This is a genomic window from Pseudomonas sp. PDM09 (assembly GCF_014852305.1).
In the GTDB taxonomy this organism is placed as follows: Bacteria; Pseudomonadota; Gammaproteobacteria; order Pseudomonadales; family Pseudomonadaceae; genus Aquipseudomonas.
The window spans coordinates 203,620-227,498 of the sequence record NZ_JACVBI010000007.1 but is presented as its reverse complement, the minus strand read 5'-3'; the positions used below and the strand labels follow the sequence as shown (position 1 = coordinate 227,498).

General features: G+C 59.3%; 22 protein-coding genes. 11 read left to right on the top strand and 11 right to left on the bottom strand.

Features of this window, described 5'->3' with window-relative positions:
- Nucleotides 1-8 precede the first annotated feature (8 nt).
- The 4 genes from IB250_RS18385 to IB250_RS18370 all read right to left on the bottom strand — a co-directional run bounded on the left by IB250_RS18385 (nt 9) and on the right by IB250_RS18370 (nt 2,963).
- Entirely contained in the window at nt 9-875 is an 867-nt protein-coding gene (locus IB250_RS18385; RefSeq protein ID WP_192345151.1) for a metal ABC transporter permease, read from the bottom strand.
- Complete coding sequence (locus tag IB250_RS18380) at nt 875-1,543, bottom strand: metal ABC transporter ATP-binding protein (protein WP_192345150.1); 669 nt, start codon at nt 1,541-1,543, stop codon at nt 875-877. The genes IB250_RS18385 and IB250_RS18380 overlap by 1 nt, the downstream gene beginning before the upstream one ends.
- Entirely contained in the window at nt 1,540-2,436 is an 897-nt protein-coding gene (gene folE2, locus IB250_RS18375; RefSeq protein WP_192345149.1) for a GTP cyclohydrolase FolE2, read from the bottom strand. The genes IB250_RS18380 and folE2 overlap by 4 nt, the downstream gene beginning before the upstream one ends.
- A gap of 149 nt (nt 2,437-2,585) precedes the next feature.
- The gene (locus tag IB250_RS18370; RefSeq protein WP_192345148.1) at nt 2,586-2,963 is read right to left on the bottom strand and encodes a glutamine synthetase; all 378 of its coding nucleotides are present in this window, start codon (nt 2,961-2,963) and stop codon (nt 2,586-2,588) included.
- Between the two features lie 127 nt (nt 2,964-3,090).
- On the opposite strand from IB250_RS18370, the gene dksA reads away from it, so the two are divergent.
- The 3 genes from dksA to IB250_RS18355 are packed head-to-tail and all read left to right on the top strand — an operon-like array spanning nt 3,091 to nt 5,382.
- Nucleotides 3,091-3,495 carry an RNA polymerase-binding protein DksA gene (gene dksA, locus IB250_RS18365; protein WP_192345147.1) on the top strand — a complete coding sequence of 135 codons (405 nt, stop codon included), beginning with the start codon at nt 3,091-3,093 and terminating at the stop codon, nt 3,493-3,495.
- Nucleotides 3,496-3,523: 28 nt separating this feature from the next.
- A complete protein-coding gene (gene zigA / locus IB250_RS18360; RefSeq protein WP_192345146.1) occupies nt 3,524-4,732 on the top strand; it encodes a zinc metallochaperone GTPase ZigA in 1,209 nt (402 codons plus the stop codon).
- Nucleotides 4,732-5,382, top strand: a complete 651-nt coding sequence (locus IB250_RS18355) for a DUF1826 domain-containing protein (protein WP_192345145.1) — start codon at nt 4,732-4,734, stop codon at nt 5,380-5,382. Before zigA ends, IB250_RS18355 begins: the two co-directional genes overlap by 1 nt.
- Before the next feature lie 4 nt (nt 5,383-5,386).
- Here IB250_RS18355 and IB250_RS18350 read toward each other — a convergent pair whose 3' ends face one another.
- Nucleotides 5,387-5,743: an NADH:ubiquinone oxidoreductase gene (locus IB250_RS18350; RefSeq protein ID WP_192345144.1), complete on the bottom strand. Its 357-nt coding sequence runs from the start codon at nt 5,741-5,743 to the stop codon at nt 5,387-5,389.
- A 27-nt stretch (nt 5,744-5,770) separates the two neighbouring features.
- Between IB250_RS18350 and IB250_RS18345 the strand changes: the two genes are divergently transcribed.
- A complete protein-coding gene (locus IB250_RS18345) occupies nt 5,771-6,742 on the top strand; it encodes a CobW family GTP-binding protein (RefSeq protein ID WP_192345143.1) in 972 nt (323 codons plus the stop codon).
- A 148-nt stretch (nt 6,743-6,890) separates the two neighbouring features.
- On the opposite strand, the gene IB250_RS18340 is transcribed toward IB250_RS18345, so the two are convergent.
- Nucleotides 6,891-7,304: a DUF3301 domain-containing protein gene (locus tag IB250_RS18340; protein ID WP_095052328.1), complete on the bottom strand. Its 414-nt coding sequence runs from the start codon at nt 7,302-7,304 to the stop codon at nt 6,891-6,893.
- Between the two features lie 120 nt (nt 7,305-7,424).
- On the opposite strand from IB250_RS18340, the gene pdxY reads away from it, so the two are divergent.
- Entirely contained in the window at nt 7,425-8,297 is an 873-nt protein-coding gene (gene pdxY, locus IB250_RS18335; RefSeq protein ID WP_192345142.1) for a pyridoxal kinase PdxY, read from the top strand.
- 112 nt (nt 8,298-8,409) lie between these two features.
- Here the strand turns inward: pdxY and IB250_RS18330 are convergent, their stop codons facing one another.
- Complete coding sequence (locus IB250_RS18330) at nt 8,410-8,892, bottom strand: acyl-CoA thioesterase (RefSeq protein WP_007896533.1); 483 nt, start codon at nt 8,890-8,892, stop codon at nt 8,410-8,412.
- A 196-nt stretch (nt 8,893-9,088) separates the two neighbouring features.
- On the opposite strand from IB250_RS18330, the gene IB250_RS18325 reads away from it, so the two are divergent.
- Nucleotides 9,089-10,852: a cation:proton antiporter gene (locus tag IB250_RS18325; protein ID WP_192345141.1), complete on the top strand. Its 1,764-nt coding sequence runs from the start codon at nt 9,089-9,091 to the stop codon at nt 10,850-10,852.
- A gap of 18 nt (nt 10,853-10,870) precedes the next feature.
- Here the strand turns inward: IB250_RS18325 and IB250_RS18320 are convergent, their stop codons facing one another.
- The 3 genes from IB250_RS18320 to uvrD all read right to left on the bottom strand — a co-directional run bounded on the left by IB250_RS18320 (nt 10,871) and on the right by uvrD (nt 14,786).
- Entirely contained in the window at nt 10,871-11,278 is a 408-nt protein-coding gene (locus IB250_RS18320) for an SMI1/KNR4 family protein (RefSeq protein ID WP_008073570.1), read from the bottom strand.
- A 136-nt stretch (nt 11,279-11,414) separates the two neighbouring features.
- Nucleotides 11,415-12,290: a Tim44 domain-containing protein gene (locus IB250_RS18315; RefSeq protein ID WP_192345140.1), complete on the bottom strand. Its 876-nt coding sequence runs from the start codon at nt 12,288-12,290 to the stop codon at nt 11,415-11,417.
- A 312-nt stretch (nt 12,291-12,602) separates the two neighbouring features.
- Entirely contained in the window at nt 12,603-14,786 is a 2,184-nt protein-coding gene (gene uvrD / locus IB250_RS18310; RefSeq protein ID WP_192345139.1) for a DNA helicase II, read from the bottom strand.
- A gap of 257 nt (nt 14,787-15,043) precedes the next feature.
- Between uvrD and IB250_RS18305 the strand changes: the two genes are divergently transcribed.
- The 3 genes from IB250_RS18305 (at nt 15,044) to IB250_RS18295 (ending at nt 19,519) form a co-directional block, all read left to right on the top strand.
- A complete protein-coding gene (locus IB250_RS18305; protein WP_192345138.1) occupies nt 15,044-17,917 on the top strand; it encodes an EAL domain-containing protein in 2,874 nt (957 codons plus the stop codon).
- 271 nt (nt 17,918-18,188) lie between these two features.
- Nucleotides 18,189-19,055 carry a transcriptional regulator HexR gene (gene hexR / locus IB250_RS18300; protein WP_007896526.1) on the top strand — a complete coding sequence of 289 codons (867 nt, stop codon included), beginning with the start codon at nt 18,189-18,191 and terminating at the stop codon, nt 19,053-19,055.
- Between the two features lie 251 nt (nt 19,056-19,306).
- A complete protein-coding gene (locus IB250_RS18295) occupies nt 19,307-19,519 on the top strand; it encodes a PA3496 family putative envelope integrity protein (protein WP_192345137.1) in 213 nt (70 codons plus the stop codon).
- Here IB250_RS18295 and IB250_RS18290 read toward each other — a convergent pair.
- Nucleotides 19,461-20,423 (bottom strand): LysR family transcriptional regulator, encoded by a 963-nt coding sequence (locus IB250_RS18290; RefSeq protein ID WP_192345136.1) that lies wholly within the window; start codon nt 20,421-20,423, stop codon nt 19,461-19,463. The two genes, IB250_RS18295 and IB250_RS18290, sit on opposite strands and share 59 nt — an antisense overlap.
- A 190-nt stretch (nt 20,424-20,613) precedes the next feature.
- Between IB250_RS18290 and IB250_RS18285 the strand changes: the two genes are divergently transcribed.
- Nucleotides 20,614-22,029: an acetyl-CoA carboxylase biotin carboxylase subunit gene (locus IB250_RS18285; protein WP_007896523.1), complete on the top strand. Its 1,416-nt coding sequence runs from the start codon at nt 20,614-20,616 to the stop codon at nt 22,027-22,029.
- Nucleotides 22,030-22,040: 11 nt separating this feature from the next.
- Nucleotides 22,041-23,849 (top strand): sodium-extruding oxaloacetate decarboxylase subunit alpha, encoded by a 1,809-nt coding sequence (gene oadA / locus IB250_RS18280; protein ID WP_192345135.1) that lies wholly within the window; start codon nt 22,041-22,043, stop codon nt 23,847-23,849.
- The last annotated feature ends 30 nt before the right edge of the window (nt 23,850-23,879 follow it).

The following is a 23,879-nucleotide window of genomic DNA, read 5'->3' as shown; positions in this document are numbered from 1 at the left end:
GTAACACCTCATTGGGATGTGAGTAAAGGCGGGCGGCGCAGCAAGCCGTGCACCGGACCGAACACCACGGACAGCAGATACAAACCGCCAGCCACCAGCACGATCGCCGGGCCGCTGGGTAGCGAGTAGTAGAACGACAGCAACAAGCCGAGCCAGACCGAGAGGCAGCCGAGCAGCGCGGCGATGGCGATCAGTACCGGCAAGCGACGACTCCAGAAGCGAGAAGCCGCGGCCGGCAACATCATCAAACCGACCACCATCAAGGCACCGATAGCCTGGAAGCCGATCACCAGATTCAGCACCACCAGGGTCAGAAATGCCCCGTGAGCCAGTGGCCCGAGGCGGCTGACGGTTTGCAGAAAGAGGGGGTCGAGGGTGTCCAGCAACAGGGGTTTGTAGATGAGGGCCATGGCGATCAGGCTGAAGCCCGAGACCCAAATCATGCCGGTCAAAGTCGGCCCATCGACCGCGAGCGCCGAGCCAAACAACAGGTGCAACAGATCCAGCCGCTTGCCGGCGATACCGAGGATCAGCACGCCGCTGGCCAGCGATATCGGGTAGATCGCGGCCAGGCTCGCGTCCTCTCGCAGGCCGGTGCGGCGGGTGATCCACGCGGCCAGTCCGGCCATGCTCAGGCCAGCGCCGAGGCCACCGATGGTCAACGCGGACAAACTGAAACCGGCGAACCAGAAGCCCAATGCGGCGCCCGGCAAGATGCCGTGAGCCACCGCATCGCCGATCAGGCTCATGCGCCGTAGAATCAAAAACACCCCAAGCGGTGCTGTACTGCACGCCAGAATGAGACCACCAAGCAACGCCCGGCGCATGAATACGAATTCGTGGAACGGTTGCCAAAGCTGAGCGGCGGCGATCATCAAGCCACCTGCGTCTGGGGTTGTTGGCGAATCAGATCGGTACTGGGGCCGAGGACGCAGCCGCTGCTTTTGATCAATAGGGCTTGTGGGATGTGTTGGCGCACAGCGGCCAGGTCATGACACACCACGACCAGGGTTCGACCTTCGGCATGCCAGGCGTGGATGTGTTTCCAGAGCAGCGCCTGGCCGAGTTCGTCGAGCGCGGCGTGGGGTTCGTCGAGCAACAACAAGGGGGCTTCGGCGAGACTCAACCGGGCGAGCAGGGCACGCTGCAATTCGCCCCCGGAGAGAGCCATCAATGGGCGATGTTCCAGGCCACTCAGGCACCAGTCTTCCAGCGCAGACTTGAGGCGTTGGCTGCGAATCTCCGGAGCTTGCTTGCTGCCCCAGAAACCTGCGGCCACCAACTCTTGCAGGCTAATGGGGAACTGCCGATCCAGATGTTGTTGCTGAGGCAGGAACGAAAGGCCGCCTTTGCGTGGAACGTCAATGATGACTTTTCCAGCCAGTGGCTTTTGCAGACCGGCGATGACTTTCAGCAGGCTGGTTTTACCCGAACCGTTGGCACCGATGACAGCGGTCAGACTTCCTTTGGGTAACTGGAAATCCACCGATGGAGTGAGCGGTTGACCGGGAGCGCCCCAGCGCAAGGCTTGGCATTGGATCATGCGGCCTCCCAATTCCAGCGACTTTCGGCGACAGCATCGTGGGCATGAAGACTTTCGGCATGAACGACTCGCACCTGAAAGGCGTTGATGCCCGGGGAGCGTTTCAGGGCCAGGTTCAAGCGTCGAGCGGCGTCTTCGCAGAACATCAGGTTCTGTCCATTGGCGAGGGCGAAGGCTTGTTCATCGGCGCGTTTCACGGCGGTTTGCACTGCGGTGCCGAGGGCTGCTTCCGCATCGTTGATCGCGGCGATCAGCGGCAGGTCATCCAGATAATCGTCCAGACGCAACTGCAATCGCGCATTGCTGCGTTGGCTATGCGGTGTGGCGACGATGCCTTTCGTGGAACCGAGCCAAGCCAGAACGTCGGCGTGTTGCAGCGACTTGTTGGCAAAGTCATCCACGAATTGTTGTTGAATCAACTGCCGCGAAAGTGCCGCTGAGCACGGGCAGGTTGAGGAATAAGGAACATCGATTTTTAGTTCCACGTGGAACATCGCGTTTTTCAAACTCGCTTCGATGCTCACCGGATAAGTTTTCCAACCGGTTAGCGGACTGATGAGCGCGGGTCTTTTGAGCAATAGATCGATGTGAATTTTTAGGTAAGCGTTGCGGGAAAGTCCTTCATGGGTTTCGAGAAAATTTTGTAAGACTCGCCGCAATAACGCGGGCGAAAGATTTTCCTGCTCAAGCATTTCCAACGCCAGATACAGCCGCGACATATGGATGCCGCGCGCCTCTCCATCGTCGAGGCTAACGCCAGCGTCGGCCTTTGCGCTCAGTCGTTGGCCATCGAATAAAACAGGAAGAGCAATGCCGCACATGCCCACCCAATCGAGTGGCAGGGCTTGGCGTGAGGCCTGCGCGGCGATATCCGGCAGAGTCAGCGCATTCATGAGCAGGTCCATCGTGGGAGTTGATTTGGCATGTTATATTATAACAATCAAATCGACGATGCCTTTTTCGTGAACAGGCTTTCACTCTGCACAGACGTCAGTTGCTCATGCGGACGCGGCGTCGCGTCTCACTCGGACGGTCGTGAGGCCTAGCAGCCGGTCATCCGGCTACACGTGAACTTGCCGCTACTGCCGCCGGAGCTGGAAAACCGATTGATGGTTGTCCAGCCAACCCGGCGGTTGTAGCCGACCCAGGCTTCGCCGTCGGACGCGATGCCTGTGAAGAATGTCAGTTGCCCGTAGCGGCTGTTGGTTTGCGCCCATTGGCGTTTGCCGGCTACTTCGAAGCCGCGCAGATAGATCGTGCTACCGACGGTGTTAACGCTGTAGGCATTGCCGTCGGCATCCACGCAAGCCAGCAGATTGGCGCTGCGAGTGCAGTTGGCCAGGCTCGGGACTTGTCCCCAGGCATCGGCCGCAATCAGCAGCGAAAGGCTCAACAGCGAGAATTTCAGCGCGTTTCCCATGGCATTTCTCAAGGGGGCGGACGGGCTAAAGCATCGTGCCCTTTGTCGTGAGTAACAAGAGGGGAGTGGCTTATTTGCATTGTTATACTATAACATAAAAATACACCCGCTCTGATGATCCATCGCCATGACTGAACAAGAACTCCTCGCTCAACCCGCCGCCGATTACATGAACGACGGCCAGCAAGGCTTCTTTCGCGAGCTGTTGCTGGCTCAGCGCAGCGAGCTGCAGGAGCGCATTGCGGGCGAGTTCGACGCGCTACGCGAGCAGGAACCTCACAGCGATCCCGCCGATATCGGCAGCGCCGAAGAACAACGCCAGTGGCAGCTGCGCCTGCTGGAGCGGGAAAAGAAGCTCCTGGACAAGATCGACGAAGCCCTCGAACACCTAGCTCGCGGCGAGTACGGCTGGTGTCGCGAAACCGGTGAGCCGATCGGCCTCAAGCGCCTGCTGCTGCGACCCACCGCCACTCTGTGTATTGAAGCCAAAGAACGTGAAGAGCTGCGCGAACGCCATCAACGGGCGATTTGACCGGCCACATCCTGATGAGGAATACCTGATGCCCAATCGTCTCCCCGTGACCGTCCTGTCGGGCTTTCTCGGTGCCGGAAAAAGTACACTTCTTAATTACGTACTACGTAATCGCGAAAATTTGCGTGTCGCGGTGATCGTCAATGACATGAGTGAGATCAACATTGATGGCAGCGAAGTTCAGCGCGATGTCAGCCTGAACCGTGCCGAAGAAAAACTCGTGGAAATGAGTAACGGCTGCATCTGCTGCACCTTGAGGGAAGATTTGCTCGAAGAAGTCAGCCAACTCGCCAGAGACGGTCGTTTCGATTACCTGCTGATCGAGTCCACGGGGATTTCCGAGCCTCTGCCTGTAGCGGAAACCTTTACGTTTCGCGATGAAGAAGGGCAGAGCCTGGCGGACATAGCGCGGCTAGACACCATGGTCACCGTGGTCGACGGCATGAACTTCCTGCTCGACTATCAGGCCGCCGAAAGCCTCGCTTCCCGTGGCGAAACCCTGGGCGAGGAGGACGAACGCTCGATCACCGACCTGTTGATCGAGCAGATCGAATTCGCCGATGTGATCCTGATCAGCAAGATCGATTTGATCAGCAGCCGCGAACGCCAGGAGTTGATCGCGATCCTCGAACGGCTCAATTCCCAGGCGGAAATCATTCCGATGGTCATGGGCGAAGTGCCGCTCAAGAAAATCCTCAACACCGGGCGCTTCGACTTCGAAAAAGCCGCTCAGGCGCCGGGATGGTTGCAGGAATTGCGCGGTGAACACGTGCCGGAAACCGAGGAATACGGTATCGCCTCCACGGCTTATCGGGCGCGGCGACCGTTTCATCCACAACGCTTCTTCAGCTTCATCGACCGTCCGTGGGTGAACGGCAAATTGCTCCGTTCCAAAGGCTTTTTCTGGTTGGCCAGCAAACACAGGGATGCTGGTAGCTGGTCCCAGGCCGGCGGCTTGATGCGTCACGGTTTTGCCGGGCGCTGGTGGCGTTTCGTGCCAAAAAACCAGTGGCCGCAAGACGAAGAAAGTACCGCCGGGATCATGGAAAACTGGACGGCGACCACCGGTGATTGCCGTCAGGAGCTGGTGTTTATCGGCCAGAACATCGATTTCGCGCAACTCACCGTCGAACTCGATAGCTGCCTGCTGACGGATGCTGAGATGGCCTTGGGTGTCGAGGGCTGGCAGTTACTGCCCGATCCGTTTGGTCCTTGGCACGAAGAGGCGGCTGCTTGATGTTGGCGCCCAATCTGAAGTTGCGACCAGTCATTCGCCAGGTTGAAGGTGATACGCCAAAAGCGCTGACCGGAATTCTGGACGACGGCGTGAACCTCGCCCTCTGGCAGCGCCAACTCCCGGCGCACATTGCCGATTTCGGTCGTTTGTTGTTGTCCCTGAATGAGCCGCTGGCCGAGTCACTGTCCCTGGAAATGCCCGGCGATGACGCCGATCCCAATCTCCACGGTTTAGCCTCAGGCTTCAGCGATCTGGAAGGCTACGAAGGCTTTATCGCCGATGTTTCCTGGCTGGTCAGCGCCTTCGCCTGCCTGTTGGGCGCCCAGCGTATCGGCCTGCGCCTGCGGGTTCTGGACACAGCCATGTGCCCGCGTTTCCACGTCGATCATGTGCCGGTGCGGTTGATCACCACCTACGCAGGTATCGGCAGCCAATGGCTGAAAGAAGGGGCGATGGATCGCCGGCAATTAGGCAAACCTGAGGCCGAACCGCCGGATGAGTCGCTGATCCAGCAAATCACCAGTGGCGAAGTGGCGTTGCTAAAAGGGGAGAAGTGGCACGGCAACGAAGGCTTCGGTTTGATCCACCGCTCGCCGCAGCCGGCGTCGGGCGAGCGTCGTTTGATACTGACCCTTGACTGGCTGAGCTAGCCGCTCAAGGTTTGAGCCAGGTTCCCTGGCTCTGGGCTTCGCAAAACGGCTTCAAATACGCCGCATCGGTAGCCACGCCGTAATAGTGAATATCCTGCCGGTAAGGCATATTGGCGACTTGAGCGTTGCTGCACACCCCGAACGCGCCGGTAGGGCATTGGTCGACGTACTGCACCTCGACTTTCTGCCCGGGCAGATTCGGCTGGCAGAATCCGTCGGCGAACAGTTTTTCCGGGATGTTGCGGTTTTGCTGGCAGACCTTCACGTCGAGCCGCTCAGCCGTGCTGTGCACCACGCAGGCTTGGGCCAGCGCTTCGCCCGACGTGAGCACCAGAAGTAACCACCATCCCATCAACCGCATTCTTTACCTCCTCAGAAAACCTCGACCATGTTGCAGAACATTCCCACCCACGTCATTGCTGGCCCACTAGGCGCTGGCAAGACCAGCTTGATCAAGCACCTGCTGGCGCAACGGCCCGTGGGTGAGCGCTGGGCGGTGTTGATCAACGAGTTCGGCCAGATCGGTCTGGATGCCGCGCTGTTGACCCAGGATGCCGATGGTATCGCACTGGGGGAAGTGGCCGGGGGCTGTTTGTGTTGCGTCAATGGTGCACCGTTTCAGATCGGCCTCGGGCGGTTGCTGCGCAAGGCACGACCGGATCGACTGTTCATCGAACCCTCCGGGCTGGGACATCCGGCGCAGTTGCTCCGGCAATTGAGTGAGGCACCGTGGCAAGGTGTCCTGGCGGTGCAGCCGTGCGTGCTGGTGCTGGATGCTCAGGCGCTCGCGGCCGGAAAACCGTTGCCTGCGGCGCAACAGCAAGCCTTGGACAGTGCCGGGTTGCTGTTGCTGAACAAGGCAGAAGGCCTCGACGACAGTGATCGCCAGCGAATCGCCGCACAGTTGCCGATGCGTCCTTTGTATTGGACGCAGCAGGCAGTCTTGCCGTTGAGCGAGTTACCGGGGCTCGGGGTTCAGGCTGTCGGGGGGGTGGATAACTTTGTCGTGCCCAAGGGATTGGCGCAGATGTCAACCATCTGGACTGACCCGACGCTGCCGATTTGCTTGAGTCAGGTGCAGGAGGGTGGCTGGAGCGTTGGTTGGCGGTGGCATCCGAGTCAGATATTCGATGCCGTATTGATCGGGAAATGGCTTGAACGCCTTGAATGGCGGCGGGCGAAGCTGGTTATCCACAGCGCCGAGGGGTGGGTGTCGGCGAATGCGCTGGATAACTCGTTACTGGATTGGCAGATCAGCGAATGGCGTCGGGATTCGCGTATTGAGTTGATTTTCAGTGAGCAGCAGGCTGTTGAGGTGTTGCAGGAAGGTCTGGCGGGATGCAGGGTTCAAGCGAATTAGCTGATTTTTGCTCAGTCTGTGAAGGCCTCTTCGCGAGCAAGCCCGCTCCCACAGGGGGGCTGTGATGTGCACACAAGTTTTGCAGCACAACAGATCAAATGTGGGAGCGGGCTTGCTCGCGAATGGATTTAACTGACAACAACTACCTTCAAGGCCGCCACTTGGTGTGTTCTTGCCGCCACTGACTCAGTTCAATCACCTCGGCTCTGGGCTTCGCGATATCGACCACCGGCGGAGTGTCGTCGAACGGCATCGGGTAGGGCGCGAGCTCGATCTGTGCGCTGTGGGCGCCGAATTGGGTGATGGTGCCGGTGTGGCGGGTTTCGCCGGTCACGGTGAATTCGAAGTTATACACACGGGCCAGGCGCCGACGGCCATTGGCGTCTTTAATGAAAGCGATCTTCTTCAAGGCTACGTTGCCGTCCAGCAGCTCGATCCGAAGCTTGGCGCAATGCTGCATGACCCGCTCCAGCGCACGTTCGCGCAAGCCGTGGTTGTGCCACAGCCACGCGCCACCGGTGGCGAGCAGCATCAACACGAGGATATTTCCGAGGGTCAGCATCAACAGGGTGCTCCAACAAGATAGTGCCAGCTTAACTGTGTCGCCGGTCTGTCGTACAGGCTGCGTTTAGTCGCATACTGCGCGGCTCGAATTTCAATCGTTTGACGGAAAACTCACCGCATGAAACGTACGCCCCATGTGCTCGCCATCCAGTCCCACGTGGTGTTCGGCCACGCAGGCAACAGCGCCGCGGTTTTCCCGATGCAGCGGGTCGGGGTGAACGTGTGGCCGCTCAATACCGTGCAGTTCTCCAACCATACGCAATATGGCCAGTGGGCCGGGGAAGTGCTGGCTCCGCATCAGATTCCGGAATTGGTAGAAGGAATCGCTGCAATTGGTGAGCTGGGCAATTGCGATGCCGTGTTGTCCGGCTACCTCGGCAGCGCGGCCCAGGGCCGGGCGATTCTCGCGGGCGTGGAACGAATCAAATCGATCAATCCCAAAGCGGTATACCTCTGCGACCCGGTGATGGGCCATCCGGAGAAGGGCTGCACCGTTCCAGCCGAGGTCAGCGATTTTCTGCTGGAAGAGGCGGCAGCGGTGGCCGACTTCATGTGCCCGAACCAGTTGGAGCTGAACAGCTTCTCGGGGCGCAAGGCGCAGTCATTGTTCGATTGCCTGGCCATGGCGCGAGCGCTGCTGGCGCGCGGTCCGAAGGCGGTGCTGGTCAAGCATCTGGACTATCCCGGCAAATTGGCGGATGGCTTCGAGATGTTGCTGGTGACCGCTGAAGGCAGCTGGCACCTGCGTCGGCCTCTGCTGGCGTTTCCGCGTCAGCCGGTGGGCGTTGGCGATCTGACTGCCGGGTTGTTCCTGGCGCGCGTGCTGCAGGGTGACAATCTGGTGAGTGCCTTCGAATTCACTGCGGCGGCGGTGCATGAAGTGATGCTGGAAACCCAGGCCTGCGCCAGCTATGAGCTGGAACTGGTGCGGGCGCAGGACCGGATCGCCCATCCGCGGGTGCGGTTCGAGGCAACCTCAATCAGCCTGTAACCGGGTGGTTGTCCCAATCGCGAGCAGGCTCGCTCCCACAAGGTTATCGCTGTACCTGTGGGAGCGAGCCTGCTCGCGATAGCGATCTGAAGAGCGCTGGATAACTGTCTGCTCAGGCGTCGCCCTTGATGTCCTGATAACGCTTTTCCAGTTCCTGACGAATCTGCCGACGCTGCTGGGCCTGCATGTACCGACGCTTGTCTTCACTGTTCTGCGGTTGCAGTGGCGGGACTGCAGCTGGTTTGCGCTGGTCATCCACCGCGACCATGGTGAAAAAACAGCTGTTGGTGTGGCGCACCGAGCGCTCGCGGATGTTCTCGGTCACGACCTTGATGCCCACCTCCATCGAGGTGTTGCCGGTGTAGTTGACCGAGGCCAGAAAAGTCACCAGTTCACCAACGTGAATCGGCTCGCGGAAGATCACCTGATCCACCGACAGGGTCACCACATAGCGACCGGCATAGCGGCTGGCGCAGGCGTAAGCCACTTCATCGAGGTATTTGAGCAGGGTCCCGCCGTGGACATTGCCAGAGAAGTTGGCCATGTCGGGGGTCATCAATACCGTCATCGACAGCTGGGCGTTTCCGGGTTCCATAACGTACTCACGGGTCAAGGCAGGATTTCTGGGGTGCACCTCTGTGGGCGCTTGGTTTTTCAAACCAACAGTTATCGGGACGCCGGGCGGGGGGCTGCCGTCACGCCCGAATCTATCTGTTTCCATATATTGCACCGCCTTTCTGCCAGAAGTCGCGGTGTTACCCTTCAAAAGCCCACCCAAGGAGCCACATGCCATGCACGCCATCAGTTTCATTCAGGATCTGGCAGTGATCATGTTGATCGCGGGTGTGGTGACCGTGCTCTTTCATCGTCTCAAACAACCAGTGGTGCTCGGCTACATCGTCGCCGGCTTCATCATCGGCCCGCACACGCCGCCATTCAGCCTGATCCACGATGAAGCCACCATCAAAACCCTCGCCGAGCTCGGAGTGATTTTCCTGATGTTCTGCCTGGGCCTGGAGTTCAGCCTGCGCAAGCTGTTCAAGGTTGGCGCCACGGCGTTCATCGCAGCCTTCCTGGAAATCGTCCTGATGATCTGGATCGGCTATGAAATCGGCCGCTGGTTCGACTGGAATACCATGGACTCGCTGTTCCTCGGCGCGATCCTGGCGATTTCCTCGACCACCATCATCGTCAAGGCGCTCAACGACCTGAAGATGAAGAACGAGCGTTTTGCACAGCTGATCTTCGGCGTGCTGATCGTCGAAGACATCCTCGGCATCGGCATCATCGCGTTGTTGTCGAGCATCGCGGTCAGTGGAACAGTCAGTTCCGGCGAGGTCTTTTCCACGGTCGGCAAGCTTTCACTGTTCATGATTGTCGCACTGGTTATTGGCATTCTGCTGGTGCCCCGACTGCTGGCCTATGTGGCCAAATTCGACAGCAACGAGATGCTGCTGATCACTGTGCTGGGCCTGTGTTTCGGCTTCTGCCTGCTGGTGGTCAAGCTTGAATACAGCATGGTCCTCGGCGCGTTCCTGATCGGCGCGATCATGGCTGAATCGCGGCAACTGCTGAAGATCGAGCAGTTGATCGAGCCGGTTCGCGACTTGTTCAGTGCGATTTTCTTCGTCGCCATCGGCCTGATGCTCGACCCTATGATCCTGCTGCAATACGCCTGGCCGATCGCGGTGATCACCGTGGCTGTGGTGCTGGGCAAGATGCTTTCCTGCGGCCTCGGTGCTTTTATCGCCGGCAATGACGGACGCACCTCACTGCGAGTGGGGATGGGGCTTTCACAGATTGGCGAATTTTCTTTCATCATCGCGGCGTTGGGCATGACGCTGCAGGTCACCAGCAACTTTCTCTATCCGGTGGCGGTGGCCGTCTCGGTAATCACCACGCTGTTGACGCCGTATCTGATTCGCGCGGCCGATCCGCTCTCGATCAAGCTTGCGGCAGTGATGCCGCAGCGTCTGAGCCGTGTGCTCGGGATGTATGGCGAATGGCTGCGCAGCATTCAGCCTCAGGGCGAGGGTGCACTGTTGGCGTCGATGATCCGGCGGATTCTGTTGCAGGTAGGGGTCAATCTGGCGTTGGTGATTGCGATCTTTTTCTCGGGCGCGTTCTTCGCCGAGCGCATGTCCGTTTACCTGCAAGCCTGGATCAGCGACCCGAGCTGGCAGAAAGCGTTGATCTGGGGTGGGGCGTTGCTGTTGTCACTGCCGTTCCTGATCGCCGCCTATCGCAAGCTCAAGGCGCTGTCGATGCTGCTGGCAGAGATGGGTGTGAAGCCGGAAATGGCCGGCCGCCACACACAGCGAGTGCGTCGGGTGATCGCTGAAGTGATTCCGATCCTCTCGCTGTTAGTGATTTTCCTGCTGCTGGCAGCCTTGTCGGCCAGTATTCTGCCGACCAACAAGTTGCTGGTGCTGATCGTCATAGTCGCGGCCGCGGTGGCGGCGCTGCTATGGCGCTGGTTCATCCGTGTGCATACGCGAATGCAGGTGGCCTTGCTGGAAACGCTGGATAACCACAACGATTCGGCCGGGCATTGATTACAGCGGGCAGACGGCTCAGCTTTCCAGCCAGACGTCCCGCGCCCAGTGCCATACCGATTCCCAGGTTTCTTCGGCGAGCAACTCTTCTTCAGCCAGCCACAGCACCACGGTGCCGTCTTCTTCGACCAGGTAGTAATTGTCACCGTCCTGGCAGATCGGAATCATGCTGCGATCGACGCCTGCGTCCCAGGCGTTGGCGGCAACGTCCGGCAGGTAGGTGTGGGACTGCGGATCGGTGACAGTCACTGGCTCCAGACTGCCGTAGACCACGTCGCTGACGGTCAGCAAAAATTCTCTGAAGACGAATGGGATATCGATGAACAGTTGCTCTTCGATTTCCACAATCTGATCTTCGTCAGGCAATTCCAAGGGGACCGGTACCGGTTCGTTGGCTTCACGCAGTTGTTCGATGATTTCTTCCACGTCCGGGATCCTCTTGCTTGATGGCGCGGTTTAGTTGGGGCGGTTTATACAGTAGCTCGCTATAGATGCAACCGCGAAATAGAAAACCCCGGCCGAGGCCGGGGTTTTATTACAACAGGTGAAACGCGGGAATTGATCAGCCGTTCTGGCGGATACCGGCCACCAGCCAAGGCTGGTTTTCGCCCTGTGCACGTTCCATGTTCCAGCTTTCGCTGAACACTTCGCCCTGATCAAAGCGCGAGGACTTCGATACACCGCTGAAGGTCAGGGTGGCGACAGTCTTGTCCGCACGGTCATCAACGCCATCCAGTTGTACCTGGAGGTTATCGATGTAGGTCGACTGGAAGCCGTCGCCCAGATCGGCACGTTCGCGCTTGAGGAACTCCAGCAGTTGCGGAGTCACGAACTCGGCGATCTTGTCCATTTCGTTGGCGTCCCAATGCTGCTGCAGGGACTGGAAGTGGTTGCGGGCCGCTTCAATGAAGTTGTGTTCATTGAACCAGGCTGGCGCGTTGATCACCGGACGAGCGGCAGCAGGTGCAGCCGAACCGCCGAAGATCGAACCCATGGCTGTTGGTTTCTGTTCGAACACTTCACGCTGCATCGGCGCGCCGGCTGGAGCCATGTGCTCCTGCTGCTTGCGACGACGGGCGGCGATGAAACGGAAGACCAGGAAGGCGATGACCGCCATGATCAGGATGTCGAAGATCTGCATGCCCTGGAAGCCGTCGCCCATGAACATGGAGGCCAGCAGGCCACCGGCGGCGATACCGGCCAGAGGGCCGAGCCAGCGCGAAGCACCGCTGGCCTTGGTGGCGGCGCCAGCAGCACCGGCCGCACCCGCAGTGGCAGCAGCGCCGCCTGCAGCAGAAGAAGGAGCCATCTGGCTGGTCTGGTGAGTCGGCGCAGCGCCGGAGCTCTTGCCGCCACCAAAGCGCTTGGCGGCATTGGCGTCGAGGCTCATCGTCAGGCCAATGCACAACGCCATGGCGATGCTAAGAAAACGTTTCATAAAGGGAATTCCCAATTTGTGGAAGGCACGCGCGCCATGTTGCACAGCTGAAGTGTTGCTGGCTAGCGGCAGAGTGTTTCGGGCTTTTGCTTGACAGGTTGTGTTCAGCTTCCGGTCACGCAATAAGACTTGTTAACTTTGGTCTGTAGGACGAGTGGATTAGTTCTGTAGGAATGACCGCAGCGGGCTGAACGCAGATAGATCGTTCCCACGCTCTGCGTGGTAACGCCGCCATGGACGCTCTGCGTCCACTGTGACGCGGAGCGTCACGGGATGCATTCCCACGCAGAGCGTGGGAACGATCAGGCCTGATTAGATCGCTTCCAGCTTGGCGTAACCCAGCATCAACCACTTGCTGCCTTCGCTGAAGTTCACCTGCACCCGCGCCTGAGCGCCGGCGCCTTCGAAATTCAGGATCACACCATCGCCGAACACCGAATGCCGCACGGTCTGACCGAGGCTGAAGCCGGTGTCCGGGATCTCGCTGCCGCCGAACAGGCTGCTGGAACTCTGCTGCTGGCCACCGCCGAACGGACGGCTGACGCTGTTGGACAGCCGCACTTCCTGAATCAGGCCTTTCGGCACTTCACGTACGAAACGCGACACCTTGTTGTAGGTCTCGCTGCCGTACAGGCGGCGGGTTTCAGCATAGGTCAGCACCAGGTTCTGCATCGCCCGGGTGATACCGACGTAGGCCAGGCGGCGTTCCTCTTCAAGACGGCCGGGTTCTTCCAGGCTCATCTTGTGCGGAAACAGGCCTTCTTCCATGCCCACCAGGAACACGTAAGGGAATTCCAGGCCCTTGGCGCTGTGCAGGGTCATCAACTGAATGCTGTCTTCGTGTTCGTCGGCCTGGGTGTCTCCGGCCTCCAGCGAGGCGTGACCGAGGAACGCTGACAGTGGCGACTGTTCTTCATCCTCTTCCGGATTTTCGAAGTTGCGCGCAGCGCTGACCAGTTCCTCAAGGTTTTCTACCCGGGCCTGGCCTTTCTCGCCTTTTTCCGCCTGGTGGTAGGCGATTAACCCCGACTGCTCGATGACGGTTTGGGTCATCAAGTGCAGCGGCATTTCCAGGCACTTGGCGGCGAGGTCCTCGATCAGCTCCATAAATGCCCCTATGGCACCAGCAGCGCGACCGGTCAGACCTTTGTTGGCCACCAGCTGACGCATGGCTTCCCACATTGACACATGGCTGTGGCGTGCATGATCGCGGATCGCTTCGACGGTTTTTTCGCCAATGCCACGGGCCGGAACGTTGATCACCCGCTCAAGGGCCGCATCGTTGCCACGGCCTTCCAACAAACGCAGGTACGCCATGGCGTTCTTGATTTCTGCCCGTTCGAAGAAGCGCTGACCGCCATAAATGCGATACGGAATGCGCTCACGCAGCAAGGCTTCTTCCAAAACGCGCGATTGGGCGTTGGAACGGTACAAAATCGCGATATCGCTACGAGCCAAGCCGGTTTTCAGCGCGCTTTCGATGGTTTCCACTACGTAGCGCGCTTCATCATGCTCGTTGAACGCAGCGTACAGATTGATCGCTTCGCCTTCGCCGCCATCGGTCCACAACTCTTTGCCCATGCGCCCGGTATTGTTGGCAATCAGGGCGTTGGCGGCTTTGAGGATCCCGGCGGTAGAGCGGTAGTTTTGCTCCAGACGAATAATCTGGGCATCGGGGAAGTCGTCGGAATACTGATAAATGTTCTCGATTTTCGCGCCACGCCAGCCATAGATCGACTGATCGTCGTCGCCGACCACCATCAGACTGTCGCCACCCTTGGCCAGCAGACGCAACCAGGCGTATTGCACGGCGTTGGTGTCCTGGAATTCGTCCACCAGAATGTGCCGGAAGCGCTTCTGATAATGGGCGAGCAGGCCCGGGTTATCGCGCCACAGATCGAGGGCGCGCAACAGCAGTTCAGAGAAATCGATGACGCCGGCCCGCAGGCACGCGGCCTCGTAGGCTTCATAAATGCTGCGCATGGTCGCCAGGAACAGATCGCCGCTGGCTTGAATATGTTGCGGACGCAGACCTTCGTCTTTCTGCCCGTTGATGAACCACTGGGCCTGTCGGACCGGCCAGCGTTGCTCGTCCAGACCCAGCTCGCGGATCACCCGCTTGACCAGCCGTTGCTGGTCGTCGCTGTCGAGAATCTGGAAAGTCTGGCTCAGGCCGGCTTCCTGCCAGTGCGCCCGCAGCAAGCGGTGCGCCAGGCCGTGGAAGGTGCCGACCCACATGCCGGCCGGGTTGATACCCATCAGCTGCTCGATGCGATGACGCATCTCGGCTGCGGCCTTGTTGGTGAAGGTCACCGACAGAATGGAGTGGGGCGAGGCGTTTTCGACCTGGATCAACCAGGCGATACGGTGCACCAGCACTCGGGTTTTACCGGAGCCAGCACCGGCCAGGACCAACTGACGACCCACAGAGGCCGCTACGGCCTGACGTTGGGCATCGTTGAGGGAGTTCAGCAGAAGGGAGAGATCATCGCGCATCGGGGCATTCTAGGGTGCGCCGTCACACCGGGCAAACCGAGCTTTGCATTAGCCGATGAAAGAAGCACCGATGACGACCGGTCGGTCACCGGCTGCAAGCATTGGCGGAGCTCGTCTGGCGGCTTTTTTACCAAGGTGGGCGGCTCAAACTTTCGTCTATTTTGTGACCTGGGGCTGTTTGGTCCGGGCATTTGCTTGTGTATGCTCCGTCCACAATTCGGGCTCGCATGCTCACTATAAGAACAAGAACATTGCCTATGACCCTCAGCTCCGACCTGTCGGGCCCCTCTGTGGAGCCCCGGGTTATCCGCAAACAGTACGCCATGGAAATGGCGGTCGAACGCACGCGCCTGCTGTACCAGGGCTCGCTTTTGCCTACGCTGTTCATGCTGATCAACGGTCTGGTGTGCGCCGGCCTGCTCTGGAGCCCGCAGCGCTACTTCGTTGTGAGCGTCTGGCTGATCTGGTTATTGTCGCTGGTGGCGTTGCGGGTGATTCAAGTCGCGGCTTTCGATTCGGCGATTCCCAACCGTCAGGCCCATCCGGTCTGGCGTCGCATGTTCATGCTCGGCTCTGCGATGACTGGCCTGACCCTGGCCGGTGCCGGCATCGCGTTGGTGCCCGCGGATAATTTCATGCAGCAAGCCTGGGTGTTCGGCCTGATCGGCGCCGCGGCACTCTCGGCCAGCGTTGCTTATGCCGTCAGCCTGCCGGCTTTTCTGTCCTTTACCTTGCCCTGTCTGCTGCCGGCCATCGGCTATCTGTTCTGGGGCGGGGATGAGCAGGAACAGGGCTGGGGCTGGTTTGGGCTGATATTGCTGGGTTCGTTGAGCGTGGTCGCCTGGCAGGTCAATCGGCTGATCAACCAGGGGTTGTTGCGGCGCTTTCAAAATCAGGCCCTGATCGAGCACTTGCAGCAGGCGCAAAGTCGCAGCGATCAGCTCAACCACGAACTGGCCAAGGAAATCGACCAGCGCCGCCGCGCCGAAGACGAATTGCGCGAAACTCAGGTCGACCTCGAAAATCGCGTTGCCCAACGCAGTCTGGAGCTGGACGCCGCCAACCAGGCCTTGAGCAAGAGCGAAGCGCGACTGGCGCTGGCGTTGAAGGCGAGTGAACTCGGGTTGTGGGACTGGAACCTGCAGACAGACGAAGTCCATCACACTCAGCTTCAGGAGCTGTTCGGCCTGGAGCCGGAATACGTGACGGCGATGCTCAGCCACCTCAAGCCACGTCTGCACCCCGAAGACTTGCCATCGCTCAGGCGCGCCCTGGTCGAGCATTTGAAGGGTCGCAGCGAGGATTATCAGATCGAGTATCGGGTACGGCATGGCGATGGCCATTGGGTCTGGATCGAGGACCGCGGGCGAGCAGTTGAGCGCAGCGAAAACGGCCGGGTGATCCGCATGGTCGGCACCCGCCGCGACATCAGTGCCAGCAAGGGACAGGAAGAACAGCGTCAACTGGCGGCGACGGTGTTCGAGGCCGCTAGCGAGGGCATCGTCATTCTTGACCCTAATTACGTGCTGATCGCCGCCAATCAAGCCTTCAGTCGAGTGACTGGCTATGACATCGACGACATGCTCGGGCGCAATGTGGTCGAGTTACCCTGCAGTCGCGACGCGCGCCGGCATTACGCGGCGATTCGTCAGGCGTTGGAGCAGCACGGTAGCTGGCAGGGCGAGTTGGTTGAAACGCGCAAGAATGGCGAGTTGTATCCGCAATGGCTGCAACTGAACGCCGTGCGCGATTCACGGGGGAAAGTCAGTCATATTGTCGGCTTCTTCGCCGATCTGTCTGCTCGGCGTGAGTCCGAAGAGCGCATGCGTTACCTCGCTCATTACGACGAACTCACGGGATTGGCTAACCGATCGCTGTTCCGCGAACGGCTGCACGAGGCTCATCAGCGGGTGCGTCAGGGCGGTCGGCGCAGCCTGGCGTTGCTGCACATCAATCTGGATCGATTCAAGCTGCTCAACGATAGCCTCGGCCACGAAATCGCTGATCAGTTATTGCAGAAAATGTCCCGGCGCCTGGTCAATGCGCTGCCGGAAGCGGACACCATCGCCCGGTTGTCCGGTGATGAATTTGCAGTGCTGTTCGATGCCTACGGCAATCTGTCGAGTCTGGCGCGCATGGCAACTCGTTTGTCGACCAAACTGTGTTTGCCGATCACTGTCGACGGGCATGAGCTGGTGATGAGCGCGTCCATGGGCATCAGCCTGTTACCGGACACCGCGCGGGAGATTTCTGCGTTGGTGAGCCAGTCGAACATGGCCATGCAGCATGCCAAACACTTGGGCGGCAACAACTTCCAGTTTTATACCGACAGCCTGCAAGCCAGCACGCTCGAGCGTTTGCAGCTCGAGAACCAGTTGCGCAAAGCCATCGAAGAAAAGCAGTTGAAAGTGTTTTATCAACCGAAACTCTGCCTCGCCACCGGCCGGCTGAATGCCGCCGAGGCATTGGTACGCTGGCATCACCCGATCCTGGGCCAAGTGCCGCCGGGGGATTTCATCGGCTTGGCCGAGGAAACCGGGTTGATCGGCGCTATTGGTGAGTTCGTTTTACGCCAGGCCTGTTGGCAAGCCTGCGAGTGGCAGCGTCAGGGACTGGAGCCGATTCGGGTGTCGGTCAATCTGTCTGTGCATCAGTTGCGTCAGGGGAAACTGGTGAGCCTGGTGCGCCAAGTGCTGGAGGAAACCGGTCTGGCGCCGCACTACCTGGAACTGGAACTCACCGAAAGCCAGTTGCTGGACAGCGTCGAGCACATCATCGCGACCTTCCAGCAGTTGCGCGACCTTGGGGTGAAACTGGCCATCGACGATTTTGGTACTGGCTATTCGTCCTTGAGTTACCTCAAGCGCATTCCGGTGGATTACGTGAAGATTGATCAGGCGTTTATCCGCGGTCTGGGGGAGAGCAGCGAGGATGCGGCGATTACCCAGGCGATCATTGCCATGGCTCACGGGTTGTCGTTGAAGGTGGTGGCTGAAGGGGTGGAGCGGCCGGAGCAGCTGGAGTTTCTGAGGGCCGAGCGTTGCGATGAAGTGCAGGGGTATTTGATCAGTCGTCCGGTCGAGGCCGCCAACCTGGCCGAGCTTTTACGTCGCGACGCCAACCCTTTGTAGAAGCTAGCGAAGGCTGCGTTCGGCTGCGAAGCCGTCGTAAAACATGCTTGCCGGATTTTTCCTGTTAAACCATATCCATCTTCACGACGGCTTCGCAGCCGAACGCAGGCTTCGCCAGCTGCTACAAGGACCGAGTGGGCTACATGGAGCGCATGGCGCATGAAATGGGGACATTGAGTTACGCATTGAGCAGGCAAAAAGCCGATTCATGTAGTATAACTACAAGCGTGCTACATCCCCGGCACCTGCCAATAACAAAGAGTCCAGCCCCTTGAATCTGCTGCAACACATCGCCCAGTCCCGCCACCTGTTACGCAAGTCGGAGCTCAAAGTCGCCGACCACGTGCTGCTTGACCCTGCGGCGGTGATGCACAGCTCCATGGCCGACCTGGCCCACAGCGTGGGCATCAGCGAGCCGACCATCGTGCGGTTTTGCCGCGCCATCGGTTGCTCCGGGTTTCAGGATTTGAAGCTGAAACTGGCGCAAAGCCTGGCGGCCGGCGCGAGCTTCGGGCAGTTTGCGATCCATGAAGACGATTCGGTCGCCGATTACAGCCTGAAAATCTTCGACACCACCCTGCATACGCTGATGGAGGTTCGCGAGAAACTCGATCCGGTGGAGTTGCAGAGGGCTGTGTCGCTCATGTCTCAGGCCCAGCGTGTCGAGTTCTATGGCTTCGGTGCGTCGGGCGCAGTGGCGGCGGATGCCCAGCACAAGTTCTTCCGTCTGCTGCTGACGGCAGCGGCGTATTCCGACCCGCATATGCAGGCGATGTCGGCGGTCACCCTGAAGCCGAGTGACGTGGCGATCTGTATTTCCCAATCCGGGCGTTCCAAGGACCTGTTGATCACGGCCAATCTGGTGCGCGAGAGTGGCGCTTCGCTGATCACGTTGTGTCCGAGCCAGACACCGTTGGCCGAGTTGTCGACCGTCAATCTGGCGATCGATGTGCACGAAGACACCGAAATCTATACGCCGCTGACGTCGCGCATTGCGCATCTGGTAGTGATCGATGTGCTGGCGATGGGCGTGGCCATGGCCCGCGGTCCGAGCCTGGTCAATCACCTGAAAAGCGTCAAACGCAGCCTTCGCAGCTTGCGGCTGTCGCCCAAATCGGTGAAAGCGCTGGACGATTGATTCTGATCTGAGATTGCTGGAAGGTCGTTCCGACCTTCATTCGCGGGCAAGCCCGCTCCCACAAGGATCGGCGGTGTTGCGCAAAAGGCGTGAACACCACCGAACCCTGTGGGAGCGGGCTTGCCCACGAAGGCGTCATCAAATTCACCACATCAATCGACTACTTTCATCTCCCTGTAACCCTCCCGCCGCCAAACCGTCATCCCTCGCGCCTATCTTGAAACTCCCGTACTCGCCTTGGGAGACTCGAAATGGCTCAGCCCTACGAAGAACGCAACAGCGCCGTCAAAACCCGTCGTCAGCAAGAAGATCAGCGCCGCATGGAATTTCGCCGCGCCATCGAAGATCGCTGCGAACGCCGCCAGCTACTGGCCGAAATTGGCGAATTTCCTGACGATCTGGAACTCAATTACTGGCAGGCGGCTCCCGCAACTTCCCGTCGAAACGCTCAACCAGCGCGCTGATCTGCGCCCGCTCACTGCGGATAAACGCAAGGAATGCATGGGCCACCGGTGACAGCCGTTTGGCCTTGGCCTGCACCAGGCACCAACTGCGGTATAGCGGCAGCTCTTCGACTGGCAACTCGATCAATCCGCCGGTCGCCAATTCAAGGTTCAGGGCGTGGCGTGTCAACAGCGCCACGCCCAGACCCGCCAATACGCATTCACGCTGCGCTTCGGCCGAGGCCACCTCCTGGGTTTGGGTGAAGTGCACACGTTTCTCTTTGAAATACTCTTCGCAAGCCAGTCGCGTGCCGGAGCCGTGTTCGCGCAACAGCAACGTGTAGGGCTCAAGATCCTGCAAGCGCAGCGGGCCCATGTGACACAGTGGATGATCCGGCGGCGCCACGGCGACAATCGGGTTGTTGAGGAACGGTAGAAACTCCAGCCCCATGTCCTGTGGAACCATCGACATGATCACCAGATCATCACGGTTATCCGACAGGCGCCGGATGACCTGGCCACGGTTGACCACCGTCAGTTGCAGGTTCACCTCCGGGTGCTGGCGCTTGAACGCGGCAAACAGGTGTGGCACGAAATACTTGGCGCTGGATTCCACCGCCAGTTTCAGCTGACCCTGCAATGAGCCTTGCATGTCCGACAGCTGCATATCGAGGTTTTCCAGGCGCCCGAAAATATCCCGGCTGGCGCGCTGCAGTGCTTCGGCCGCCTCGGTCATGTAGAGTTTTTTGCCGACATAATCAAATAACGGTTGGCCGATCAGCTCTTCGAGTTGACGAATCTGTAGGCTCACGGCAGGTTGTGTGAGAGACATTTCGTCGGCTGCACGGCTGTAGGACCTTAAGTCGCACACCTCATTGAAGATCTGCAATTGACGCAACGTCATACGCATCAATGACTTACGCATTTTCTAGAGACCCTGGGCGGAGGCTGATGCCTCAACTATAAGTCTTTGCTTATGTGTAACCCAATTATTATTCATTTTTGTTAATCCCTTGCGAAGGCTAGTGTGGAGCTGCGACTGAATTGAAACATTTGGTCACGCGTCGACCTGGTGTGACAGGTCGTGGGTACCACCGGCTCAAGGGAACCTCCAAGTGATAAAAAAGATCCTGATCGCCAACCGTGGTGAGATTGCCGTACGAATCGTGCGTGCCTGCGCCGAAATGGGCATTCGCTCGGTCGCGATCTATTCCGACGCCGACCGCCATGCCTTGCATGTGAAGCGTGCGGATGAGGCCCACAGCATCGGTGCCGAGCCACTGGCCGGCTACCTCAACCCGCGCAAGCTGGTGAACCTGGCGGTGGAAACCGGTTGCGATGCGTTGCACCCCGGCTACGGCTTCCTTTCGGAAAATGCCGAGCTGGCAGACATCTGCGCCGAACGCGGTATCAAATTCATTGGTCCATCGGCTGAAGTGATTCGCCGCATGGGCGACAAGACCGAAGCACGCCGCAGCATGATCAAGGCTGGCGTACCGGTGACCCCGGGCACCGAAGGCAACGTGTCGGGCATCGAAGAAGCCCTGACCGAAGGCGACCGCATCGGTTACCCGGTGATGCTCAAGGCTACCTCCGGTGGTGGCGGACGCGGGATTCGTCGCTGCAACAGTCGCGAAGAACTCGAACAAGCCTTTCCGCGGGTCATTTCCGAAGCCACCAAGGCGTTTGGTTCGGCGGAAGTGTTCCTGGAAAAATGCATCGTAAACCCGAAACACATCGAAGCGCAGATTCTCGGTGACAGCTTTGGCAACGTGGTGCACCTGTTCGAGCGTGATTGTTCGATCCAGCGTCGCAACCAGAAGCTGATCGAGATCGCTCCGAGCCCGCAACTGACCCCGGAACAGCGCGCCTACATCGGCGACCTGTCGGTGCGCGCGGCCAAGGCCGTGGGTTATGAGAACGCCGGTACCGTGGAGTTCCTGCTCGCCGAGGGCGAGGTGTACTTCATGGAGATGAACACCCGGGTGCAGGTGGAACACACCATCACCGAAGAAATTACTGGCATCGACATTGTTCGCGAGCAAATCCGCATCGCGTCCGGCCTGCCGCTTTCGGTGAAACAGGAAGACATCCAGCACCGCGGTTTCGCGCTGCAGTTCCGGATCAACGCCGAAGACCCGAAAAACAACTTCCTGCCGAGCTTCGGCAAGATCACCCGTTACTACGCGCCCGGCGGTCCCGGCGTGCGCACCGACACGGCGATCTATACCGGCTACACCATTCCGCCATTCTACGATTCGATGTGCCTGAAACTGGTGGTCTGGGCGCTGACCTGGGAAGAGGCGATGGACCGTGGCTTGCGAGCTCTGGACGACATGCGTCTGCAAGGGGTCAAGACCACCGCCGCGTATTACCAGGAAATCCTGCGTAACCCGGAATTCCGTAGCGGCCAGTTCAACACCAGCTTCGTTGAAAGCCACCCTGAACTGACCAACTACTCGATCAAGCGCAAACCCGAAGAGCTGGCCCTGGCCATCGCCGCCGCCATCGCCGCCCACGCAGGCCTGTGAGGAATAGAACAATGAGCAAACAAATCCACGTTACTGACACAATCCTGCGCGACGCCCACCAATCGCTGCTCGCCACCCGCATGCGCACCGAAGACATGCTGCCGATCTGCGACAAGCTCGACAAAGTCGGCTACTGGTCGCTGGAATGCTGGGGCGGCGCGACCTTCGACGCCTGCGTCCGCTTCCTCAAAGAAGACCCGTGGGAGCGTCTGCGCCAACTGCGCGCGGCCTTGCCTAACACGCGTCTGCAAATGCTCCTGCGTGGCCAGAACCTGCTGGGCTACCGCCACTACAGCGACGACGTGGTCAAAGCCTTCGTCGCCAAGGCGGCAGTCAACGGCATCGACGTGTTCCGCATTTTCGATGCGATGAACGATGTGCGTAACCTGCGAGTCGCCATCGAAGCGGTGAAAGCGGCCGGTAAACACGCTCAAGGCACCATCGCCTACACCACCAGTCCAGTGCACACCATTGACGCGTTCGTGGCGCAAGCCAGGCAAATGGAAGCCATGGGATGTGATTCCGTGGCGATCAAAGACATGGCCGGCCTGCTGACCCCGTACGCCACTGGCGAACTGGTCAAGGCATTGAAATCCGAGCAATCGCTGCCTGTGTTCATTCACTCCCACGACACCGCTGGCATGGCCACCATGTGCCAACTCAAGGCCATCGAAAACGGTGCCGATCACATTGACACCGCAATCTCCAGCTTCGCTTCCGGTACCAGCCATCCAGGCACCGAATCGATGGTCGCTGCTCTTAAAGGCAGCGAGTACGACACTGGCCTGAACCTGGAACTGCTGCAGGAAATCGGCTTGTACTTCTACGCCGTGCGCAAGAAGTACCACCAGTTCGAAAGCGAGTTCACCGCCGTCGATACCCGCGTTCAAGTCAACCAGGTACCGGGCGGGATGATTTCCAACCTGGCCAACCAGTTGAAAGAGCAGGGCGCCCTGAACCGCATGAGCGAAGTGCTGGCGGAGATCCCGCGCGTTCGCGAAGACCTCGGCTTCCCGCCGCTGGTGACCCCGACCTCGCAGATCGTTGGCACCCAGGCGTTCTTCAACGTGCTGGCCGGCGAGCGCTACAAAACCATCACTAATGAAGTGAAGCTCTACCTGCAAGGCGGCTACGGCAAAGCGCCGGGCACCGTGAACGAAAAACTGCGTCGTCAGGCGATCGGCAGCGAAGAAGTGATCGACGTGCGTCCGGCCGATCTGCTCAAGCCGGAAATGACCAAGCTGCGTGCCGAAATCGGTGCCGTGGCCAAGTCTGAAGAAGACGTTCTGACCTATGCCATGTTCCCGGACATCGGCCGCAAATTCCTCGAAGAACGTGCAGCCGGCACCCTCGTACCTGAGGTGCTGTTGCCAATTCCGGAAGCGGGCGGCGTGACGTCGGCCGGCGGCGAAGGCGTGCCGACCGAGTTCGTCATCGACGTTCACGGCGAAACCTACCGCGTCGACATCACCGGTGTCGGCGTCAAATCGGAAGGCAAGCGCCACTTCTATCTGTCCATCGACGGCATGCCGGAAGAAGTGGTGTTCGAACCGCTCAACGAATTCGTCAGCGGTGGTAGCAGCAAGCGCAAGCAAGCCACTGCACCGGGCCACGTCAGCACCACCATGCCGGGCAATATCGTCGATGTGCTGGTCAAGGAAGGCGACACCGTGAAAGCCGGCCAGGCCGTGCTGATCACCGAAGCGATGAAGATGGAAACCGAAGTCCAATCGGCCATCGCCGGCAAAGTCACCGCCATCCATGTGGCCAAGGGCGACCGGGTCAACCCGGGCGAAATTCTGATCGAGATCGAAGGCTGAGTTAACAGCCTCGACATACCGCTTTAAACC

Coding starts and splice junctions, on each gene's coding strand:
- IB250_RS18380 (WP_192345150.1), bottom strand. CDS start 1,543: ATGATCCAATGCCAAGCCTTGCGCTGGGGCGCTCCCGGTCAACCGCTC.
- uvrD (WP_192345139.1), bottom strand. CDS start 14,786: ATGCGCGATGATCTCTCCCTTCTGCTGAACTCCCTCAACGATGCCCAA.
- dksA (WP_192345147.1), top strand. CDS start 3,091: ATGACTGAACAAGAACTCCTCGCTCAACCCGCCGCCGATTACATGAAC.
- IB250_RS18290 (WP_192345136.1), bottom strand. CDS start 20,423: ATGCGTAAGTCATTGATGCGTATGACGTTGCGTCAATTGCAGATCTTC.
- zigA (WP_192345146.1), top strand. CDS start 3,524: ATGCCCAATCGTCTCCCCGTGACCGTCCTGTCGGGCTTTCTCGGTGCC.
- IB250_RS18295 (WP_192345137.1), top strand. CDS start 19,307: ATGGCTCAGCCCTACGAAGAACGCAACAGCGCCGTCAAAACCCGTCGT.
- IB250_RS18370 (WP_192345148.1), bottom strand. CDS start 2,963: ATGGGAAACGCGCTGAAATTCTCGCTGTTGAGCCTTTCGCTGCTGATT.
- IB250_RS18305 (WP_192345138.1), top strand. CDS start 15,044: ATGACCCTCAGCTCCGACCTGTCGGGCCCCTCTGTGGAGCCCCGGGTT.
- IB250_RS18385 (WP_192345151.1), bottom strand. CDS start 875: ATGATCGCCGCCGCTCAGCTTTGGCAACCGTTCCACGAATTCGTATTC.
- IB250_RS18345 (WP_192345143.1), top strand. CDS start 5,771: ATGTTGCAGAACATTCCCACCCACGTCATTGCTGGCCCACTAGGCGCT.
- IB250_RS18315 (WP_192345140.1), bottom strand. CDS start 12,290: ATGAAACGTTTTCTTAGCATCGCCATGGCGTTGTGCATTGGCCTGACG.
- IB250_RS18330 (WP_007896533.1), bottom strand. CDS start 8,892: ATGGAACCCGGAAACGCCCAGCTGTCGATGACGGTATTGATGACCCCC.
- IB250_RS18325 (WP_192345141.1), top strand. CDS start 9,089: ATGCACGCCATCAGTTTCATTCAGGATCTGGCAGTGATCATGTTGATC.
- IB250_RS18350 (WP_192345144.1), bottom strand. CDS start 5,743: ATGCGGTTGATGGGATGGTGGTTACTTCTGGTGCTCACGTCGGGCGAA.
- folE2 (WP_192345149.1), bottom strand. CDS start 2,436: ATGAATGCGCTGACTCTGCCGGATATCGCCGCGCAGGCCTCACGCCAA.
- IB250_RS18355 (WP_192345145.1), top strand. CDS start 4,732: ATGTTGGCGCCCAATCTGAAGTTGCGACCAGTCATTCGCCAGGTTGAA.
- pdxY (WP_192345142.1), top strand. CDS start 7,425: ATGAAACGTACGCCCCATGTGCTCGCCATCCAGTCCCACGTGGTGTTC.
- oadA (WP_192345135.1), top strand. CDS start 22,041: ATGAGCAAACAAATCCACGTTACTGACACAATCCTGCGCGACGCCCAC.
- IB250_RS18340 (WP_095052328.1), bottom strand. CDS start 7,304: ATGCTGACCCTCGGAAATATCCTCGTGTTGATGCTGCTCGCCACCGGT.